Raw genomic sequence first — 19,698 nt, forward strand, 5'->3', positions numbered from 1 at the left:
GGCCCGGCTTGTGTAGCACCGACCTCCTCACGGACTGCGCAAGAGACCGTCACCGTCGTTCTTGTGCTTTTCTTCTTCTCTTCTTGATCCATACGCGCTCATGTCTCGAATGGCGTCGTACAGCGAAGCACAGCGCCCGTCAACCGTTTCCGTCTCCGACTCGGCTTCCGAAATCCCGGCAGCCCGATCGAGACGAGTCAGGGGGATCTTCGGGTTGAAGTCGCGCGTACCGACGTCGCGTTCGCCGAGTTCTCGAAGGGAATTGTCCATCGCTCGTGCACCTTCCGTGTGCGTGCCGGCCGGCACACCGGGAACGGGACTGAAACATGCGCTCAACCATAAGCCGGTGCCGTTGGCCGGGCCCGTCATGGTGACATTCGGGTGAACATCTAGTGAATTCACTCCGCCCGGCACGCCGAAGGGCGCCCGGCGTTCGCCGGGCGCCCTTCGGCGTCTCCTAGCCTTCGTCTCCCGGCTTGATCGGGTCGAACGGACCTCCGCCGCCGTCGGCCGGCGGTGTCGTCTCCGGGGCCGTAGGCGGGGTGAAGGTGGGCGGTGTCGTCGTCGGGGTCGGCGGCGGCGAGCTGCTCGGCTCCTCCGTCGTCGGCGGCGGTGATGACGACGGCTCCTCGGTCGTCGGCTCCTGCGTGGGCTCCTTGGTCGGCTCCCGGGTGGGTGTCGGCGTCCACGTCGGCTGGACGGCCGCGCCCTGCTGGGTCTCCAGGTCGAACTTGGTGACGTCGCCCATCACGCCGAAGGTGTACGCCGCCCAGATCTGTGCCGGGAAATCACCGCCGTTGACCCGGGTCTCGCCGCCCGCCTTGTACATCGGGACCTGCGCGTGGGTCTTGGCGTCCTCGCCGAACAGGCCCACCGAGGTGACCAGGTTCGGCGTGTAGCCGGTGAACCAGGCCGACTTGTTGTTGTCGGACGTACCCGTCTTGCCCGCGACCTGCTGGCCGTCGCGCCTGGGGTTGTCGCGCACGGACTTCTGGGCCGTACCGTCGTCGACCACGCCGGTCAGCACCGAGGTCACCGAGTCGGCGGCCTCACGGCTGATGGCCTGGTCGCCGACCGGGTCGGGCATGGTGACCGTCTGGTTCAGGTGCTCCGCCGACTTCACGATGGCCGGGGTGACCTTCTTGCCGTGGTTGGCGAGGGTCGCGTAGACGCCTGCCATCTCCAGGGGGCTCGCGCCCATGCTGCCCAGGGTCTGGGCGGGCACGGCCTCCATGTTCTTGGTGTCCATGCCGAGTTTGCCGGCGACGTCGACCACGTTGGTCATGCCGACGTCGACGCCCATCTGCGCGAAGACGGAGTTGACGGACTTGTTCATCGCCGTCTGGACGGTGATCTTCCCGTAGTTCCCGTCGTCCTCGTTCTCGGGGGCGAAGCCGACCTTGGTGCCGTTGTCCACGACCTGGCGCTTGCTCGTGCCGTCGTAGATCGTGTTCGCGGTGATCGGCTTGCCCTCCTGCGTCTTGGCCTGCTCTTCCAGGGCCGCGGCGAGGATGACCGGCTTGAACGTGGAGGCGGGCTGGTAGTCGGAGCGGGTGGCGTTGTTGGTGTAGTGCTCGAAGTAGTTCACGCCGCCGTACATCGCGACCACGGCGCCCGTCTTCGGGTCCACGGACGCGGCTCCGGGCTGGACGTCCCCGTCGACCTTGCGCTTCTTGGGGTCGAGCTTGCTGGTCAGCTGCTGTTTGACGGACTTCTCCAGCGCCGCCTGCTTCTTCTTGTCGATGTTGAGCGTGACGGTCCAGCCGCCGGCGTTGACCATCGCCTCGGCTTCCTTGGTGCTGCCCGCCTTGCCCTCGGCGACGAGCTGCTTCTCCAGTGCCGCGTTGGCCGCGTTGACCAGGTAGCCCTTCTGGCCCTCCATGCCGGGGGCGGGCCTTGGCTCCTCCGGCGCCGGGAACTTCATGGCGTCACGCTCGGACTGACTCAGCCAGCCCTCCTCGACCATGTTGTTCAGGACGTAGTTCCAGCGGGCCTTCACCAACTTCTTACCCGTCGGGGAGGCGACCGCCCAGTCGTACTCGCTCGGGGCCTGGAGCAGCGCGGCGAGGTAGGCGCCCTGCGCGACCGTGAGCTTCTCGGCGTCGGTGCGGTAGTAGGCCTGGGCGGCGGCCTGGATGCCGTAGGCGTTGCGGCCGTAGTAGCTGGTGTTGATGTAGCCGGCGAGGATGTAGTCCTTGGACTTCTCCCGGTCCAGCTTCAGCGAGATGACCAGTTCCTTCAGCTTGCGCGTGACGGTCTGTTCCTGCGTCAGGTAGTAGTTCTTGACGTACTGCTGGGTGATCGTCGAACCGCCCTGCGCGCCCTTGCCCGAGAGCGTGTTCAACAGGCCGCGGGCGGTGCCCCGGAGGTCGACGCCGGCGTCCTTGTAGAAGGTCTTGTTCTCTGCCGCGACGAAGGTGAGCCGCACGCCCTTGGAGACCCTGGACAGATCGACGACCTCGCGGTTGACCTTGCCGTCGCGGGCCATGATCGCGCCGTCGCTGTACTTGTAGATGTTGCTCTGCCGCTTGGCGTCGGCGTTCCCCTCGGGGATGCCGATCATCATGTACAGCACGATGAAGGCGCCCATGCCGAGCAGGCACAGGCCGAAGAAGGTGCCGAGGATCTTCTTCCAGGTGAAGAGCCTGCGTATGCCGCTCTTCCCGGCCGCGGCCGACGAACGGCGGCGCTTGGGTGCCGCCCGGCGCCCACCGCGCTGTCGGGCGCGTCTCTCTTCCGCTCGTCCCATGGGTCCGATCCGCTCCGCTTCGTTCATGTGTGCTCACGCGTCACACAGCTTCGCCGCTCAGGTCAGCTCAGAAAGCTAACACCGGGAGATAAGAGATAGGGCTGCCTATCCGGCCCTTTGCGGACGTGACAATCAGCACCCATCCCAACGGAACCGACGTTCGAGACACGCGCAGGGTTGCCAGGACGCGGAAAAGTGATATCACTTAGATAGATGGAAGCTATGCAGGAGTGGCTTCCCGGGAGGAACGGGGGATCACCCATGTCCACAGACCAACCGCAGGCCACGGCCGATGTGCCCGAGATGCCGGCGCCCCGGGTGCGGGAGTTCACCGCGCACAGCATCGGCGGCGGGCTCGCCCTGCTGCTCGGGCTGCTCGGCCTGCTGGCCGGCGCCGGGCTGATCGCGGCCGCCACGTCGGTCGACGGGGGCGGAGCCAAGGCCGCCCTGATCATCGGCGGCATCCTGGTCGGGCTCACGGCGTTCCTGGCCATGTGCGGCCTGAACATGGTGGCGCCCGGCGAGGCCCGGGTCGTCCAGCTCTTCGGCCGCTACCGGGGGACGATCCGGCAGGACGGCCTGCGCTGGGTGAACCCCCTCACGTCGCGCACCAAGATCTCGACGCGCGTCCGCAACCACGAGACCGCCGTCCTGAAGGTCAACGACGCCTACGGCAACCCCATCGAGCTCGCCGCGGTCGTGGTGTGGCGGGTCGAGGACACCGCCCAGGCCGTCTTCGAGGTGGACGACTACATCGAGTTCGTCTCCACGCAGACCGAGGCGGCGGTGCGGCACATCGCCATCGAGTACCCCTACGACGCCCACGAGGAGGACGGCCTCTCGCTGCGCGGCAACGCCGAGGAGATCACCGAGAAGCTCGCCGTCGAACTGCACGCGCGCGTGGAGGCGGCCGGGGTGCAGATCATCGAGTCGCGCTTCACCCACCTCGCGTACGCCCCCGAGATCGCCTCGGCGATGCTCCAGCGGCAGCAGGCCGGAGCGGTCGTCGCGGCCCGGCGGCAGATCGTCGACGGGGCGGTGGGCATGGTCGAGGCCGCGATCGCCCGGATCACCGAACGGGACATCGTGGAGCTGGACTCCGAGCGGAAGGCGGCGATGGTCTCCAACCTGATGGTGGTGCTGTGCGGAGACCGCGCCGCGCAGCCGGTCCTCAACACGGGGTCCCTGTACCAGTGACGGTGCCTCCCGAAGGTCCGGGTTCGCAGCGCCGGCCGCAGCAGCAGCGCAAGCAGGTGCTGCTGCGGCTGGACCCGGCGGTGTACGAGGCGCTGGCGCGGTGGGCCGGGGACGAACTGCGGTCGGCCAACGCGCAGATCGAGTTCCTGTTGCGGAAGGCGCTGGCCGAAGCGGGGCGGTTGCCGCGGGAGACCAGGCCGTTGCCCCGGCGCGGGCGGCCGCCCGGGGGCTCCCCTCCCGGGCCCCCGCCGGCCTGAACGGCCTCATCCTCAGGCGCCGGCGGGGCCGGGGACCGCTGCCCGGCCCCGCGGGTGAAAACCCGCTGTTGCAGAACCGTGACAACCGCGCCCGGCCTGCGCTCCCGTCACATCCGGCCATGATCTAGACGCACCGTGTATACATCATGCGTATACACCCCGTATACAGTCCCCGTCATGTCCATTGGTCACACTCTCCTGGGGCTCCTGGAGTCCGGCCCGCGTCACGGTTACGACCTGAAGCGGGCCTTCGACGAGAAGTTCGGTCACGACCGGCCCCTGCACTACGGCCAGGTCTACTCGACGATGTCCCGGCTGCTGAAGAACGGGCTCGTCGAGGTCGACGGCATCGAGGCCGGCGGCGGGCCCGAGCGCAAGCGGTACGCGATCACCGAGGCCGGCATCACGGACGTCGAGCGGTGGCTCGCGACGCCGGAGAAGCCGGAGCCGTACCTCCAGTCGACCCTCTACACCAAGGTCGTCCTCGCGCTGCTCACGGAGCGGAACGCCGGCGACATCCTCGACACCCAGCGCTCGGAGCATCTGCGCAGCATGCGGGTCCTGACCGACCGCAAGCGCAAGGGAGACCTCGCCGACCAGCTCATCTGCGACCACGCGCTGTTCCACATGGAGGCGGACCTGCGCTGGCTGGAGCTGACGGCCGCGCGTCTCGACAAGCTGCGTCAGGAGGTGTCCGCATGAGCCTCCCTCCCGGTTCCCTGCTCGCCGCCGAGCACCTGTGCAAGGCGTACGGGCCGACCACCGCGCTCGACGGCGCCGAGTTCTCCATCCACCCCGGTGAGGTCGTCGCCGTGATGGGCCCCTCCGGGTCCGGGAAGTCGACGCTGCTGCACTGTCTCGCCGGGATCGTGACGCCGGACTCCGGGTCGATCACGTACAACGGGCGTGAGCTGGCCACCATGAGCGATGCCCAGCGCAGTGCGCTGCGCCGGTCCGAGTTCGGCTTCGTGTTCCAGTTCGGTCAGCTGGTGCCCGAGCTGACCTGTGTGGAGAACGTGGCGCTGCCGCTGCGGTTGAACGGCACCTCCCGCAAGGAGGCCGAGCGGGCCGCTCTCAGCTGGATGGAGCGGCTGGAGGTCGACGACCTGCGCAAGAAGCGGCCCGGCGAGGTCTCCGGCGGTCAGGGGCAGCGGGTGGCCGTGGCCCGGGCGCTGGTCACCAACCCCAGGGTGCTGTTCGCCGACGAGCCGACCGGCGCGCTCGACTCGCTCAACGGCGAGCGCGTGATGGGGCTGCTGACGGAAGCGGCCCGCTCCACCAACGCGGCCGTCGTGCTCGTCACGCACGAGGCCCGGGTCGCCGCCTACTCCGACCGCGAGATCGTCGTACGCGACGGGAAGTCCAGGGACATGGAGCGCGCCATATGAAAGCGCGCCAGTGGTCTCGCGACCTGGGCATGGGAGCCAGGTTCGCCTTCGCCGGCGGGCGGGAGGGGTGGGCGCGGATGCTGCTCACCGCCGTCGGCGTGGGGCTCGGCGTGGCACTGCTGCTGATCACCACCGCGGTCCCCAACGCGCTGGCCGTCCGGCACGACCGGGAGGAGGCGCGCACCGACCTCACGTACAACAACCCGCCGATGCGGAAAGCGGACGACACGCTGGTGGTCGGCGAGGCCCGGACGACCTTCCACGACAAGGAGGTGCGTGGGCGGGAGTTGCAGCCCGAGGGCCCCAAGGCGCCCCTGCCGCCGGGGGTCTCGGAGTTCCCGGGGGTGGGCGAGATGGTGGTCTCCCCCGCGCTGAAGCGGCTGCTGGAGTCCGGCGAGGGGAAGTTGCTGCGGGAGCGGCTGCCGGAGCGGATCGTCGGCGCCATCGCCGAACCCGGACTGATCGGTTCCCAGGAACTCGCCTTCTATCGCGGCGCCGACGACCTCGTGGTCAAGGAGGGGAGCTACCTGGTCGTCCGCATCGACCGGTTCGGCGCCCCTCACTCGATCCCGGAGAAGACGGACCCCGTCCTGGTCCTGCTCACCCTCGTCGTGTTCCTGGTGCTGCTGATGCCCGTCGGTGTCTTCATCGCCGCGGCCGTGCGATTCGGCGGTGAGCGCCGGGACCGGCGACTCGCGGCCCTGCGGCTGGTCGGCTCGGACAGCCGGATGACCCGGCGGATCGCCGCGGGCGAGGCCCTCGCCGGCGCCGTGGCGGGCCTGGTCCTCGGCACGGTCTTCTTCCTGATCGCCCGGGATATGGCAGGCTCTCTGGACCTGTTCGACGTGAGCGTGTTCCCGAGCTATCTGACCCCCTCCCCCCTGCTCGCCCTGCTGGTCGCGGTCGCGGTCCCCGCGGCCGCCGTGCTGGTCACCCTGTTCGCGCTGCGGGGCGTGGTGATCGAGCCGCTCGGCGTGGTGCGCACCGCGAAGCCCCCACGGCGTCGGCTGTGGTGGCGGCTGCTGCTGCCGCTGGGCGGGCTCGGACTGCTCTACCCGATGATCGGCAAGGGCCGAAGCAGCGGGGAGTTCAACCAGTACCAGGTCACCGGTGGCGTCCTGTTGCTGCTCGTCGGGGTGACCGCGCTGCTGCCGTGGGTCGTGGAGACGGTCGTGCGCCGGCTCGACTCCGGCGGGGTCGCCTGGCAACTGGCCATCCGCCGACTCCAGTTGAGCAGCGGCACGGCCGCCCGCATGGTCAACGGCATCGCGGTCGCGGTGGCGGGCGCCATCGCCCTGCAGATGCTGTTCTCCGGGCTGCAGGGCCAGTACACCAAGCACACCGCCAACGACCTCACCCGGGCCCAGATGGGGGCGACCCTGCTGGACAAGGTGCCGCTCGCCCGGGCGGCGGCCGACTTCAAGGCGACCCAGGGAGTCGAGAAGGTCTACGCCTACGACGAGGGCTACGTCGGCGACCGGCGCAAGTTCGCCGAGAACATGGCCCAGGTCACCATCGCCGACTGCGCGTCCCTGCGCCAGGTGGCTTCCCTCCCCTCCTGCGAGGACGGTGACTCCTTCGTCGTCCGGGGTGGCGACAACGACGACACGGCGCCTGGCATGTCCAAGCCCGGCAGCACGCTGTGGTTCGACTCGATCGACGGCTCCGAAGATGATCACAGGCCGGCGCCCTGGACCGTACCGGCCGACGTGAAGCAGGCGCGATCGATCAAGGACCCGACCGGGTGGAAGCGCGGCGGTTTCCTGCTGACGCCGGGCGCGCTGCCCTCGGGCGCCGCGCGGGGCGTCTCCGGGCACATCTACCTCGCGCTCGACCAGGGGCTGGCGGACGCGCCCGAGTACGCGCGGAACACGGCTCGCCATCTCGACCTGCCCACCGATCCGACGACGTGGGTGTCCAGCAAGCGCACGGACACCTACAACTCCATCCGCACCGGCCTGTTCGTCGGCGCCGCGTGCGTGCTGGCGCTGATCGGCGCGAGTCTGCTGGTGTCGCAGCTGGAGCAGCTGCGCGAGCGCCGCAAACTGCTGTCGTCACTGATCGCCTTCGGCACCCGGCGCCGCACGCTGACCCTGTCCGTGCTGTGGCAGACGGCGATCCCGATCGGTCTCGGACTGGCGCTGGCCACGACGGTCGGGCTCACACTGGGCGCGGTACTGCTGAAGATGACGGACAGACCGCTGGGCGTGGACTGGGAGAGCGTGCTGTCGATGACCGGCGTCGGCGCCGGCGTCGTTCTCGTGGTGACGCTGCTGAGCCTGCCTCCGCTGCTGAAGCTGATGCGGCCGGACGGGCTGCGCACCGAGTAGCAGGCCTACGGACCGTACGGGTCGTCAGGCGTCCCGCTCCAGCACCCGTACGGGCAGCGGCCGCAGTGCCTCCCGCAGGGCGGCCGCCAGTTCCTCGTACTCCGCGCCGCGCGCGGCCCCGGTCCGCATCGCCAGGGCGACCCGGCGGGTGGGGGCCGGTTCGGCGAAGTATCCGGTGAGGAGCTGGTTGCTGCGGGAGGTCTCCACCTTGAGGGCGGTGCGCGGCAGCAGCGTGACGCCGAGCCCGCCCGCGACGAGCTGCACGAGCGTGGACAGTCCGGCGGCGGTGGTGGTGACCGGCACATCGTCCCGCCCGGCCTCCCTGCAGATGTCGAGGGCTTGGTCGCGCAGGCAGTGCCCCTCGTCGAGCAGCAGCAGGTTCAGCTCGCGCAGCGCCTGCCGCGGAATGCCCTCGCGGCCGCCGAGCCGGTGGTCCAACGGCGTGACGAGGACGAAGTCCTCGTCGAACAGCGGCAGTTCGGTCACGCCAGGCACACCCAGGGGCACGGCGAGCAGCAGCAGGTCGAGCCGGCCGCTGGTGAGGCCGTCGAGCAGGTTGGCGGTCTGCTCCTCGTGCACCTGGAGGTCGAGGTGCGGATAGCGTTCGTGGACGAGCCGCAGGACCGTGGGCAGCAGATAGGGCGCCACCGTCGGGATCACCCCGAGCCGCAGCACACCGGTGAACGGGGCCCGGACCGCCTCGGCCTCCTCCATGAGGGCGCCCACCTCGCCCAGCACCGCCTTGGCCCTTACGGCGATCCGCTCGCCCTCGGGTGAGAGCAGCACCTTGCGCGTCGTACGCTCGAGGAGCGTCACTCCGAGTGTCTCCTCCAGCGCCGAGACGGCCCCCGAGAGGGCGGGCTGGCTCATGCCGATCGCCCCGGCGGCGTCCCGGAAGTGCAGGTGCTCGGCGACAGCTGCGAAGGCCCGCAGCTGGGCGAGGCTGGGCTGCCTGCGCTTATTACTCACGGTCACTGATAACTACCTCCGATCAACCCGACCGAGTGTAGCTATTTCCGTAATCAATCGCCCCTGTGTCAACATCAATAACGTCCAACCCATGGGAAACACCCGCAATCCGGGTGTTTCTTCGTTGCAAGGAGAGCGTGTGCTCACTGTCGGTGACAAGTTCCCCGAGTTCGATCTGACCGCCTGCGTCTCACTGGAGAAGGGCAAGGAGTTCCAGCAGATCAACCACAAGACCTACGAGGGTCAGTGGAAGGTCATCTTCGCGTGGCCCAAGGACTTCACCTTCGTGTGCCCGACCGAGATCGCCGCCTTCGGCAAGCTGAACGACGAGTTCGCCGACCGCGACGCCCAGGTCCTCGGCTTCTCCGGCGACTCCGAGTTCGTCCACCACGCCTGGCGCAAGGACCACGACGACCTGCGTGACCTGCCGTTCCCGATGATGGCCGACTCCAAGCACGAGCTGATGCGCGACCTCGGCATCGAAGGCGAGGACGGCTTCGCCAAGCGCGCGGTGTTCATCGTGGACCAGAACAACGAGATCCAGTTCTCGATGGTGACCGCGGGTTCGGTCGGCCGTAACCCGAAGGAGGTCCTGCGGGTCCTGGACGCGCTCCAGACGGACGAGCTCTGCCCCTGCAACTGGTCGAAGGGCGACGAGACCCTCGACCCGGTCGCGCTGCTCTCCGGAGAGTGATCTGACATGTCCCTCGACGCACTCAAGTCCGCCATACCGGACTACGCCAAGGACCTGAAGCTCAACCTGGGCTCGGTCATCGGCAACTCGGACCTGCCGGCCCAGCAGCTGTGGGGCACGGTCCTCGCGACCGCGATCGCCTCGCGCTCCCCGATCGTGCTGCGCGAGCTGGAGCCGGAGGCGAAGGCGAACCTGTCGCCCGAGGCCTACACGGCGGCGAAGGCCGCCGCCGCGGTGATGGCGATGAACAACGTCTTCTACCGCACGCGGCACCTCCTCTCGGACCACGAGTACGGCACCCTGCGCGCGGGTCTGCGGATGAACGTCATCGGCAACCCCGGCGTCGACAAGGTCGACTTCGAGCTGTGGTCCTTCGCGGTCTCCGCCATCAACGGCTGCGGCATGTGCCTCGACTCCCACGAGCAGGTCCTCCGCAAGGCCGGCCTCGACCGCGAGGTCATCCAGGAGGCGTTCAAGATCGCCTCCGTCGTCCAGGCGGTCGGCGTCACGCTGGACGCCGAGGCGGTTCTGGCCGAGTAACCCCCGGCCGCACACCGCACGTCGCAGGCCCCGCCCACCTGACCGGTGGGCGGGGCCTGCCTGCCTTCTACTCCGACGGCGCCTCCGGCTCAGGCTCCGCACTCACCGCCGTGGCTCCCCGCGGCCGAACCGCCTGCCGCAACGCCGACTGCCGCGAGTACGCCCGCAGATATCCAGCGACCGTGTTCGTCACGGCCACCAACGGCACGGCCACCACGGCACCCCCGATCCCGGCCACCATCCCCCCGCATGCCACGGACAGCACCACCGCCAGCGGATGCACCCGCACCGCCCGCCCCAGGATGAACGGTTGCAGAATGTGGCCCTCGATCTGCTGGACCGCCAGCACCACCGCCAGCGTCATGACAGCCGTGAACACGCCCTGGGTGACCAGCGCGACCACCACCGCCAGCGCCCCGGACACGACCGCACCCACCAGCGGGATGAACGCGAACAGAAAGATGAACACCGCCAGCGGCACGGCCATCGGCACATCGAGGAAGTAGATCCCCAGCCCGATGAAGATCGCGTCGATCAGCGCGACGATCACCGTGCCCCGCACATATGCCGTCAGCGTCCGCCACGCCGCCGGTCCGGCCCCGGCCACTCCCGGCCGCGCCGCCGCCGGCACCAGCTTCAGCGTCCACTCCCAGATCCGCTTGCCGTCGTAGAGCAGGAACAGCGTCGAGAACACGGCCAGCAGAATGCCCGTCAGCGCCTCGACGACGACCGTCACGCCCTCCAGCCCCGCCGAGGTGATCTGGTCGGTGTTCGCGCCGACCGCCTCTCGCAGGTTCTTGGCGATCTCGTTGATCTGCTTGTCCGTGACGTGGAACGGGCTGTTCAGCAGCCAGTTCCGCAACTCGTCGATGCCGTCCTGGATCTGGCCCGAGAGGTCGTCGATGTTCTCCATGACCTGCCAGGTCACGAACCAGCCGATGAGGCCCATGACGACGAAGCCGAGGATCGCGGTCAGCGCCGTGGCCGGACCGCGCGGCACCCCCAGCCGCCGCAGCCGCGCCACGGTCGGCTGGAGGATCGCGGTGATGAGCAGTGCGCTCGCGAACGCCAGCACGACCAGCTGGACGGCGCTGATGATCCGCGTCAGCACCCACAGCGTGCCCGCGAGGACGAGCAGCCGCCAGCCGGCCTCCGCCGCGACACGCACCCCCCACGGCACGGCCAGCGCGGGATCGGGCCGAGCGGGAACGTCGGGGGCGTAGTCCGGGGGCGGCGGCACGTGTTCGTCGGACGATGTCCGGGACTCGGTCTCGTCCCGCTCCCGTTCGGCCTCGGCGCGGCGTTCGTTCCACCGCTCGCTCATCTCGGTCAGTCCGGCACCGAGCCGGCCGAGCCACCCTGGCACTCGCGACATGATCCGTCCTTTTCCCCCGTCTCTCCGCACCACTCCCCCTGGAGTCGTCCGTCAAGACCGTACATGGCGCGAGCCCCTCACCGTACGACGGTGAGGGGCTCGCGCTGAGGATGGCTGCGGCTCAGGGCCGCGGGCTCAGTACCAGTTGTTGGCCTGCCAGAACGACCAGGCGTCACACGGGCTGCCGTAGCGGTCGTTCATGTAGTTCAGGCCCCACTTGATCTGGGTGGCCGGGTTGGTCCGCCAGTCGGCACCGACGGACGACATCTTGGAACCGGGCAGCGCCTGGAACATGCCATAGGCCCCGGAGGAAGGGTTGACCGCCTTGTAGTTCCAGTCGGACTCGTGGTCCACGATGTTGCTGAAGCACTGGAACTGACCCGCCGGCACCAACTGCCGCGCCATCGCCTGGATCTGCGCGATGGAGTAGGAGGTCGCGACGGGGAAGTCGGAGATGTCCTTGGAGCGGCTGGCGGCGGCTTCCTTGGCCTCCGCGCGCTCCTTGGCTGCCTTGGCGGCCTTCTCGGCGGCTTCCTTCTTGGCGATGGCCGTATCGGCGGCAGCCTTGCGGGCGGCCTCCTCGGCATCCTTCTTCGCGCTCGCGTCTGCGGCGATGGCCTGGGCGTCGGCCTGCTGCGTCAGCGACGCCGTCTGCACCTGGGCCTGCTGGCCCGCGGGAATGTCCGCGAGCAGCGTGGTGCCACTGGCCGTCGCTTCAGCGTCGTTGTTCTGCGCGGTGCTGCCAGAGGCAACGCCGACGACGCTTCCAACAGCGGTGACCGCCGTGGCCGAAGCCACTGCGAATCCCCGGACCGAGATCCGGCTCACACGGTTTTCCTTCCAGCATCGCCCGCTTCGGTGACCCTCGCGGACGCAATCGTGCCCCTGGCACTGGCCTCCCCAACTGCGGGGTCACGGGAGGCGCGGGCCCGGTGGGCAACTCCCTCACGGGGAGTGCCGCGTGATGCTCGGGCGGCATACGACATCGCTATGCAGTTGAAGCTGTGCTTTTAGTGGTGCCGTACCGCTGGGGGTACAGGTGTGTCGTATGCGGGGCCTGACAGGAGAGAGACTCTGCCGCAACACGACGGGGCAAGGCAATTCCGAGTTGGGTGTGAAAGCTCACATCCCGTTTGACGCGGGAGATTCACAGAAAGGGCACGCACGAAGGCGCCGCCCGGCTAGGCTCTTCGCCTTTCCGGACGGCGCCAACTACTGAGTAACCGCCCCCGTTTAGGGCAGGACGGTCAGATCTGCCCGTCTTCGAGCATTTCGGTCACAAGAGCGGCGATCTGCGACCTCTCGGACCGGGTCAGGGTCACATGCGCGAACAGCGGATGACCCTTCAGCTTCTCGACGACGGCGACGACACCGTCGTACCGGCCGACCCTGAGGTTGTCCCGCTGAGCCACGTCATGAGTGAGAACCACCCGTGAATTGGCTCCGATACGGGACAGAACGGTAAGAAGTACGTTCCGTTCCAGCGACTGTGCCTCGTCGACGATCACGAACGCGTCATGCAGCGAACGGCCGCGGATGTGGGTGAGGGGCAGCACCTCCAGCATCCCGCGGGCGGTGACCTCCTCGATGACCTCCCGGCTGGTGACCGCCGACAGCGTGTCGAACACCGCCTGCGCCCAGGGGCTCATCTTCTCCGCCTCGGTACCGGGCAGATAACCGAGCTCCTGCCCGCCCACCGCGTACAGCGGACGGAAGACCATCACCTTCTGGTGCTGACGGCGCTCCAGCACCGCCTCCAGACCCGCGCACAGCGCCAGCGCCGACTTGCCGGTGCCGGCCCGGCCGCCCATCGACACGATTCCGACGTCCGGATCGAGCAGCAGGTCCAGCGCGATCCGCTGCTCGGCGCTGCGGCCCTTGATGCCGAACGCCTCGCGATCACCGCGTACGACACGGATGCTGCCCTCGGGCGTGACCCGGCCGAGCGCCTTGCCGCGCTCCGACTGGATCATCAGACCCGTGTGCACCGGCAGGTCGGCGGCCTCGGGGACGTAGACGTGCCCCTCCTCGAAGAGGATGTCCACCTGCTCGCCGGGCAGGGTCACTTCGGACATTCCGGTCCAGCCGGAGGAGTCCGTGATGGCGAGCTCCGCGCGGTACTCCTCGGCGAGGAGTCCGACGGAGGACGCCTTGATCCTGAGCGGGAGGTCCTTCGACACGACTGTGACGTCGAACCCCTCGGCCTGCAGGTTGCGGGCGACCGCGAGGATGCGGGAGTCGTTGTCCCCCAGGCGGTAGCCGCTGGGCAGCACGCTGGGGTCCGAGTGATTGAGCTCGACACGGACGGTTCCGCCGAGGTCCCCGGTCGGGATGGGGGCATCGAGGCGGCCGTACCGCACCCGGTAGTCGTCGAGCAGGCGCAGGGCCTGCCGGGCGAAGTAGCCGAGTTCGGGATGGTTCCGCTTGGCCTCCAGTTCCGTCACCACGACGATGGGAAGCACGACCTCGTGCTCGTCGAAGCGGCTCAGGGCGTTCGGATCGGCCAGCAGGACGCTGGTGTCGAGAACATAGGTGCGCCGGTCTGGCTTGTGGCGCTTTGTGCTGGTCACCACGGAAGGACGTACCCCCTCGGATGAGGTCGGGGAGCGACGGAGTGGAGCTGGACCGGTCGTCGGCCGCCCTGCGCGGGCCGAGAACCGGCCCTCCGCCTCTTCGTCCGTGCTGTGACCGCACGATCGGGCTGGTGCAAAGGGCCTCCCGGGCGGACGGCCCCGTGCCGTCCGCTGAGATCCGACACCCGTGGTTCGGGCGTCGACCTGTCTGACTTATGCCCTCGAACGAGCGTCGCCATGCCACGGCATATGACGGCGGACCGGTGAAATCCGCGTTACGCGCGTCTTCGGAGGGGTACCGGGAAGGTTTCGACGTGCGGTGACAGGTGCGTGCACAGTGGTGCCGGCGGCCTGCGGGGTCGCGCGAAGTCACGCGTCCGGCGCAGTGCGCCGGAGTGCGTTTCAGCTGCCGTGGCGCCGGTGGCGGGCGGCGCACCAGCCGCCGTGGCGCCGGTGGCGAGCGGCCTATCAGCCGCCGTAGCGCCGGTGGCGAGCGGCGTAGTCGCGCATGGCGCGCAGGAAGTCGACCTTGCGGAAGGCCGGCCAGAACACGTCACAGAAGTAGTACTCGGAGTGCGCCGTCTGCCAGAGCATGAATCCGGACAACCGCTGCTCGCCGCTGGTACGGATCACCAGGTCGGGGTCGGGCTGATCGCTCGTGTAGAGGTGACGCCCGATCATGTCGATGTCGACGGCCTCGGCGAGCTCCTCCATCGAGGTGCCCCGGTCCTGGGCGTCGAGCAGCATGGAGCGCACGGCGTCGGCGATCTCCTGGCGGCCGCCGTAGCCGATGGCGACGTTGACCAGTATCCCGTCGACGTGCGCGGTGGTCTCCTCGGCCTCTTTCAGGACCGCCTGCATCCCGGAGGGCAGCAGATCGGGCGTACCCACGTGGTGCACGCGCCAGCGGCCGTCGGAGGCCAGGGTGCGCACGACGTCCTCGATGATGCCGAGCAGCGGGACGAGCTCCTCCTGCGGCCGGTCGAAGTTGTCCGTGGACAGCAGCCAGAGGGTGACGACCTCGACGTCTGTCTCGCTGCACCAGCCGAGGAACTCCTCGATCTTCTCGGCACCGGCCCGGTGACCGTGGACGGTGCTGGAACCGGCGGCCTTCGCCCAGCGCCGGTTGCCGTCCATGATGACGCCGATGTGCTTGGGCACCTGAGCGTGGTCCAGGTGGCCTTCCACCCGGCGTGCGTACAGCCTGACCAGCAGGCCACGCAGCTTGTCGCGCAGGTTCACGTGATTGTCAGCCCCTCCGTACGGATCGGACAGGCCGCGGCGTACGGCCCGGTCGTGGCCGCAGGCGGTCCCTGTCCGTGTGGCAGTCCCCGGAGGCGAAGCCTACCCTCGCCACCGCCGTGGGCCGCCCATGGGTGCGGAACGCAGAATTCCGGCCGGTACTTCGGGCCAGCTTTGACGCACAAAAAAACGGGCCGGTCCGTGGGGGGGATACGGACCGGCCCGAGGGGGGGTCTCCACCATAACCCTTCGTAAGTGATGCTGCGCGCATCGGCGGGCCACAACTACTCTCCGAAGCCATCCGGCGACGCGCCGATGCCCGCGGAGCCTCTCACTCACGGCTTACTCCTGGCTGAAACGCAGCCCATGCGCAGCCCAAACGCAGGGGAATCGTGCACCCTGAGGCAGGATTCGTAGGATTTGCCGCGCTTTGGGGCACAGTCACCAACATGTCCCCGTATCCCCCTGACGGGTGACCCGGCCGGAAGCGCCCGCTTGACCCCACACCGCCTCGATCCCGAGGCCCTGGCGCCGCGCAGCCCCCTCCACCGCGCGGTCCGCCCGCGCAGCCATGCTTTGCTCACGCGTCGGAAGGCGACGCATACGCGGCTGCCGGTTGCGGGGACGGTCGGCGGGGGGACTGACGGGGCGCTGGGAACCGGCGGGGCGCTGCCGGCGCCCCCGCAGCACTTCGCGAAGTGGCCGGCGGCGCCGACCGGCTGGGCCGGCACCGTGTTCCGTGAGCTCACCGCCGCGGGCGGCATCGAGGAGTCCCTGCGGCGTTCGGTGCGTGCTCTCGGCGTGCCGGGCGTCGCGGGGCAGGCGGGGCTTGGCGAACACCCCCTAGGTGTGCTGTCCCGACTTGCGGGCATCGAAGAGGTGCCGGGTGCTGTGGGCGACGAAGGGCCCTTCCGCCTGGATCCGCTCGTGCAGCGTGCGGAGCTGCGGCTCGTATGCCTCGACAGTGAATCCGGGCACCATCCACACCACCTTCCGCAGGAAGTGCACGACCGCGCCGATGTCGTGGAACTCCATGCGGAGCCGCTCCGCCCGCAGCTCGACGACGTCGAGCCCCGCGGCCTCGGCGTCGGCCCGTTCGCGCTCGGGATGGCGACCGTCGCGTACCTCGTCCGGCTGGGGACCGAGGAAGTGCTCGACGAGTTCGAAGACGCTGGCCGGCCCCACGTGCTGGGCGAAATACGTCCCTCCCGGCTGGAGGACGCGGGCGATCTCGTCCCAGTGCGGGCGGACGGGATGCCGACTCACGACCAGGTCGAAGGCACCGTCGGCGAAGGGCAGCGGGTCGTCCTCGGCTGCGGCGACGACCGCGACCCCGCGGGGACGGAGCAGGGCGGTCGCCTTGGCCGCGTTCGGCGGCCAGCCCTCGGTGGCGACGGCGAGCAGGGGCCGCTTCGGGGCTTTGGCGAGAGCGAAGTCCAGTACTTCCCCGCCGCCGGTCTGGATGTCGAGCCCGGCACTCGCCCGCCCCAGCCGCTCGGCCATCGACGTCGCATATCCCCAGGAGGGCCGCGCCTCGGTGGCCCGCCCCTCGAACCAGGAGAAGTCCCAGCCTTCGGTGGGGACGGAGGCACCTTCGGCGACGAGGTCTTGGAAGGTCCGCTGCACGGTCACGTCAGAACCAGCAGGACATGCTCGTCGTCTCCGTACTGGACGGTGCCGGCGGGGCGGAAGCCGTGCTTTTCGAGAAGCCGTACGGAACCGGTGTTACCGATGAAGGGATCGGCGTACAGGGGCCGGTTCTTCTCCCGTGCCAGGAAAAGTTCCAGGGCTCTGCTGCCGATGCCGTGCCCCCAGTACGCGCGCCCCAACCAGTACCCCAGGAAGCGGCGATCCTCCTCCCACCAGGCGACGAAGTTGCCTGCGACGTCACCGTCCACGGTCACGGTCTGCACGAAGCAGGTGTCGTCCCCGAGGACCCGTTCCTTCCAGTGGGACATGAAGGCCTCCCGCGGCCGGGGCGTGAACCTCGACCGCCGGGCTGCCTCGGGATCCTGCTCGTGAGCGCAGAACGCGTCGAGATCGTCCTCCACGACATCGCGCAGCCGCACGTCTCCGATACTCATGCCGGTGAGTGTGGCACCGGGCACTGACATTGATGCTGATACCCGGGTTCCGGTTCGTCACCGGGTGGACTGAAGGATCACGCTGTCGGCCCCGGCCTCGGCCAACCGCTCGACGGCCTTGGCGACAACACCGGCGTCCCCGGCGACACCACGACGACGGGGTGCGGCCCGGCTCCGCGACCGGCCGTCGCCCGTCCCTCCTCGATGAGCTGCCGCGCCTTCCGCACGCCCTCCGCATCGGTGGCGGCGGTGCGGATGGTCCCGTCGGCGGCCTCCCCGGTGAGCCGCAGCGAACGCGGCCCGGTGGCCCGGCCGGCACGCCGACCCCGCCACTCCCCGGCGGCCAGTCGAGGGCAACGTCGCCGAGCCTGACGTACCGCCCGTCGGTGGTCACCCGCGCTCCCCTGCCCCATCCTCGGCGAGCTTCTTCGCCTTGCCGATGATTTCAGCGACGCCCTGTATGAGCCAGTGAGTCCACCCGTGCACCTTTGAAACAAGGCAGGCGACCGCCTCCTGAGGAGAGCGATCGCCCAGCCTGGGGTCTGAAGGCCTTCAACGGTTGACGGACTGGATCTCCTGGACGACGACGTCCTGGTCAGCGCCGAACGTGCCGTCAGGTAGGAGTTGTTCACCCTGCACACCGGTGCCTGTCCAGTGGATCTTCCAGGTGACGGTTGCCCTGAGTTTGTATGAGCCGTCACCGGATGAGCGCAAATATTTCACTCCACACGGTGGAGTCTGATCAGCCTTGCCCTTTGCGTACGGTTCACCGATCGAGCCATCCGCATTGATCTGGCACTCGCCCGAGGCGGGATAGGTGACGGAGTCGGCCGTGCCCGGCTCGATCTTCAGGGAGGCCGGTTCGGCTGTGGTCGTCGCCTGAATGTCCAGCAACGGGACGCTGGCCGTCACCGACACCGGCTTGAACTTTGCCGCATCCAGCCAGGCCCAGGTCGGCAGATTGACCTTCGTGGTTTGCTGGGGTGCGAGTTCGACCGTGGTCGAGGGCACCCGGATCTCGGCGTATGCGAGCTGGGCGAGTACCTCGGGCGTGATGGCCTCGGGCACGTTCGCGGGCGGCGGGTCCCCATTGTCCACCCAGAAGATCGGCTTGGTGCAGTCGAGTGAACCCGGGGCGCCGACCTGGCTCTCAGGGACGTAGGCATCCCACCAGTATCCTTCGCCGGACTTGTCCTTGTTGAAGTCCTTGTACGGATGTCCGTTGACGTAGCGGTCGCGCTGCTGCCCGTCCCACTGGTAGCCCGTAGACTCGGACTCCCAGATGGGCTCCAGGGTCTTCTGGAGTTGCTCAGGCGTGTACTTCGGCGCGTAGTAGCAGGGGGGCGGGGACCACGAACTCGTGGACGTAACACCCCCGGCGGACTCACCCGAGCCGTTCTTCGAACGGTCGAAGACGATCACGCCGCCGGCCGACGACGCGAGCGTGTCACCCTTCACCGACCCCGATGGCTTCGACGTGCTCGTATCACTTTCGGTTGTGCCGTCGGGAGTGACTTTGGCCCAAACACTCGGTGCACCCAAAGCCACAAAGGCCACGGCCAGGGTGAGGCCTCCGAGCGCTCTTCGCTTCACTTCAGGCACTGCTTCGCTCCTGCGGTCGAAACGATGCGCGCGGTCTGCCAGACCCCGTCGCTGTTCTTCTCCAGCCGTGTGTTGTAGAGGATGAAGTCCTCATCGGAAGGGGTGGTGACCTTGGGCTTGTTCGTCTTGAGGTCCTTGGCGTAGCCCTTGCTCTCGTCGGCACAGAACACGACCGACGCCGCTTTGCTGCCGTCGAGCGTCACAGTCCGGTCGTAGTACCGAATGGTGCCCGTGATGCCAAGGTTGGCCTTCTTGAACTTGTCCACCCAGACCGCGGCTGCCTCCAACGCCCTGCCGGTGTTGTAGAAGTTCATCGCCTTCGCCTCGGGGTCCGTTCCCGTAATCGCCGCATTGACGGCACGCATGCGCTCGGCGTTGTCGGCGAGTACGGCGTCCTTGACGGCATCACCCGTCTTGCCGCCTTCGAAGGTCATGGTCAGGTCGGACGGCAGCTTGACTTCCGGGCGACCGGCGGCCTGTGGGGCCGATTCGGTGGGCGATGCGGTGCCGGCGCCTCCGGCGTCGGCCCCTGCGATCTTGTCGTCGTCCTTGCTCTTGGAGCTGTCATCGCTCCCGCACGCGGACAGCGTCAGGGCCGCAGCGGCGGTCAGCGTGAGCGCTGCGAGGAGGGTGGGGCGGCGGTTCACGATCGGCTCCCGTTAAAAGGCGACGCTTCTCTTGAGCGAACCAAAGCTATA

General features: G+C 68.7%; 18 protein-coding genes and 1 pseudogene. 7 read left to right on the forward strand and 12 right to left on the reverse strand.

The genetic code is table 11. From position 1 onward, the window contains the following. Positions 1–27 precede the first annotated feature (27 nt). Complete coding sequence (locus tag ACZ6TU_RS01295) at positions 28–270, reverse strand: hypothetical protein (protein ID WP_467678697.1); 243 nt, start codon at positions 268–270, stop codon at positions 28–30. Positions 271–457: 187 nt separating this feature from the next. Then, positions 458–2,749: a transglycosylase domain-containing protein gene (locus tag ACZ6TU_RS01300; protein ID WP_467678695.1), complete on the reverse strand. Its 2,292-nt coding sequence runs from the start codon at positions 2,747–2,749 to the stop codon at positions 458–460. A gap of 261 nt (positions 2,750–3,010) precedes the next feature. Here ACZ6TU_RS01300 and ACZ6TU_RS01305 point away from each other — a divergent pair, with 261 nt between their 5' ends. The 5 genes from ACZ6TU_RS01305 to ACZ6TU_RS01325 all read left to right on the forward strand — a co-directional run bounded on the left by ACZ6TU_RS01305 (position 3,011) and on the right by ACZ6TU_RS01325 (position 7,921). Then, positions 3,011–3,946 (forward strand): SPFH domain-containing protein, encoded by a 936-nt coding sequence (locus ACZ6TU_RS01305; protein WP_467678693.1) that lies wholly within the window; start codon positions 3,011–3,013, stop codon positions 3,944–3,946. After that, on the forward strand, positions 3,943–4,203 hold the full coding sequence (locus tag ACZ6TU_RS01310) for a type II toxin-antitoxin system antitoxin (protein ID WP_467678691.1): 261 nt from the start codon (positions 3,943–3,945) through the stop codon (positions 4,201–4,203). The genes ACZ6TU_RS01305 and ACZ6TU_RS01310 overlap by 4 nt, the downstream gene beginning before the upstream one ends. 177 nt (positions 4,204–4,380) lie before the next feature. Then, the gene (locus ACZ6TU_RS01315; RefSeq protein ID WP_467678689.1) at positions 4,381–4,905 is read left to right on the forward strand and encodes a PadR family transcriptional regulator; all 525 of its coding nucleotides are present in this window, start codon (positions 4,381–4,383) and stop codon (positions 4,903–4,905) included. After that, on the forward strand, positions 4,902–5,591 hold the full coding sequence (locus ACZ6TU_RS01320) for an ABC transporter ATP-binding protein (protein ID WP_469545804.1): 690 nt from the start codon (positions 4,902–4,904) through the stop codon (positions 5,589–5,591). Before ACZ6TU_RS01315 ends, ACZ6TU_RS01320 begins: the two co-directional genes overlap by 4 nt. Continuing rightward, positions 5,588–7,921: an ABC transporter permease gene (locus ACZ6TU_RS01325; protein WP_469545807.1), complete on the forward strand. Its 2,334-nt coding sequence runs from the start codon at positions 5,588–5,590 to the stop codon at positions 7,919–7,921. The genes ACZ6TU_RS01320 and ACZ6TU_RS01325 overlap by 4 nt, the downstream gene beginning before the upstream one ends. Before the next feature lie 24 nt (positions 7,922–7,945). On the opposite strand, the gene ACZ6TU_RS01330 is transcribed toward ACZ6TU_RS01325, so the two are convergent. Next, entirely contained in the window at positions 7,946–8,896 is a 951-nt protein-coding gene (locus ACZ6TU_RS01330) for a LysR substrate-binding domain-containing protein (RefSeq protein WP_467671527.1), read from the reverse strand. A gap of 133 nt (positions 8,897–9,029) precedes the next feature. Here ACZ6TU_RS01330 and ACZ6TU_RS01335 point away from each other — a divergent pair, with 133 nt between their 5' ends. Then, on the forward strand, positions 9,030–9,584 hold the full coding sequence (locus tag ACZ6TU_RS01335; RefSeq protein ID WP_190195680.1) for a peroxiredoxin: 555 nt from the start codon (positions 9,030–9,032) through the stop codon (positions 9,582–9,584). Positions 9,585–9,590: 6 nt separating this feature from the next. Further along, positions 9,591–10,124, forward strand: a complete 534-nt coding sequence (locus ACZ6TU_RS01340; RefSeq protein WP_469545811.1) for an alkyl hydroperoxide reductase — start codon at positions 9,591–9,593, stop codon at positions 10,122–10,124. Positions 10,125–10,191: 67 nt separating this feature from the next. On the opposite strand, the gene ACZ6TU_RS01345 is transcribed toward ACZ6TU_RS01340, so the two are convergent. From ACZ6TU_RS01345 to ACZ6TU_RS01385, 9 genes and pseudogenes are all read right to left on the reverse strand, one after another. Then, entirely contained in the window at positions 10,192–11,499 is a 1,308-nt protein-coding gene (locus ACZ6TU_RS01345) for an AI-2E family transporter (RefSeq protein ID WP_467671531.1), read from the reverse strand. A gap of 135 nt (positions 11,500–11,634) precedes the next feature. After that, positions 11,635–12,327: an aggregation-promoting factor C-terminal-like domain-containing protein gene (locus tag ACZ6TU_RS01350; RefSeq protein WP_467671533.1), complete on the reverse strand. Its 693-nt coding sequence runs from the start codon at positions 12,325–12,327 to the stop codon at positions 11,635–11,637. Between the two features lie 419 nt (positions 12,328–12,746). Beyond that, on the reverse strand, positions 12,747–14,072 hold the full coding sequence (locus ACZ6TU_RS01355) for a PhoH family protein (RefSeq protein ID WP_467671535.1): 1,326 nt from the start codon (positions 14,070–14,072) through the stop codon (positions 12,747–12,749). A 468-nt stretch (positions 14,073–14,540) separates the two neighbouring features. Beyond that, complete coding sequence (locus tag ACZ6TU_RS01360) at positions 14,541–15,314, reverse strand: isoprenyl transferase (protein ID WP_467671537.1); 774 nt, start codon at positions 15,312–15,314, stop codon at positions 14,541–14,543. Between the two features lie 843 nt (positions 15,315–16,157). After that, positions 16,158–16,946, reverse strand: a complete 789-nt coding sequence (locus tag ACZ6TU_RS01365; protein WP_467671539.1) for a class I SAM-dependent methyltransferase — start codon at positions 16,944–16,946, stop codon at positions 16,158–16,160. Beyond that, a complete protein-coding gene (locus ACZ6TU_RS01370; protein WP_469545816.1) occupies positions 16,943–17,398 on the reverse strand; it encodes a GNAT family N-acetyltransferase in 456 nt (151 codons plus the stop codon). Before ACZ6TU_RS01370 ends, ACZ6TU_RS01365 begins: the two co-directional genes overlap by 4 nt. Further along, positions 17,395–17,801, reverse strand: a pseudogene (locus tag ACZ6TU_RS01375) (LLM class flavin-dependent oxidoreductase); the annotation flags it as partial. The pseudogene ACZ6TU_RS01375 and the gene ACZ6TU_RS01370, both read right to left, overlap by 4 nt. Positions 17,802–17,950: 149 nt before the next feature. Continuing rightward, positions 17,951–19,000, reverse strand: a complete 1,050-nt coding sequence (locus tag ACZ6TU_RS01380; protein WP_469545817.1) for a hypothetical protein — start codon at positions 18,998–19,000, stop codon at positions 17,951–17,953. Further along, a complete protein-coding gene (locus tag ACZ6TU_RS01385) occupies positions 18,988–19,647 on the reverse strand; it encodes a hypothetical protein (RefSeq protein WP_467671545.1) in 660 nt (219 codons plus the stop codon). The genes ACZ6TU_RS01380 and ACZ6TU_RS01385 overlap by 13 nt, the downstream gene beginning before the upstream one ends. Positions 19,648–19,698: the final 51 nt, after the last annotated feature.

The sequence above is a fragment of the Streptomyces sp. NPDC052064 genome, assembly GCF_055585925.1.

What these genes read in the sequence shown, in the direction of transcription:
- ACZ6TU_RS01295 (WP_467678697.1), bottom strand. Translation starts at nt 270, where the DNA reads ATGGACAATTCCCTTCGAGAACTCGGCGAACGCGACGTCGGTACGCGC.
- ACZ6TU_RS01300 (WP_467678695.1), bottom strand. Translation starts at nt 2,749, where the DNA reads ATGGGACGAGCGGAAGAGAGACGCGCCCGACAGCGCGGTGGGCGCCGG.
- ACZ6TU_RS01305 (WP_467678693.1), top strand. Translation starts at nt 3,011, where the DNA reads ATGTCCACAGACCAACCGCAGGCCACGGCCGATGTGCCCGAGATGCCG.
- ACZ6TU_RS01315 (WP_467678689.1), top strand. Translation starts at nt 4,381, where the DNA reads ATGTCCATTGGTCACACTCTCCTGGGGCTCCTGGAGTCCGGCCCGCGT.
- ACZ6TU_RS01320 (WP_469545804.1), top strand. Translation starts at nt 4,902, where the DNA reads ATGAGCCTCCCTCCCGGTTCCCTGCTCGCCGCCGAGCACCTGTGCAAG.
- ACZ6TU_RS01325 (WP_469545807.1), top strand. Translation starts at nt 5,588, where the DNA reads ATGAAAGCGCGCCAGTGGTCTCGCGACCTGGGCATGGGAGCCAGGTTC.
- ACZ6TU_RS01340 (WP_469545811.1), top strand. Translation starts at nt 9,591, where the DNA reads ATGTCCCTCGACGCACTCAAGTCCGCCATACCGGACTACGCCAAGGAC.
- ACZ6TU_RS01345 (WP_467671531.1), bottom strand. Translation starts at nt 11,499, where the DNA reads ATGTCGCGAGTGCCAGGGTGGCTCGGCCGGCTCGGTGCCGGACTGACC.
- ACZ6TU_RS01370 (WP_469545816.1), bottom strand. Translation starts at nt 17,398, where the DNA reads ATGAGTATCGGAGACGTGCGGCTGCGCGATGTCGTGGAGGACGATCTC.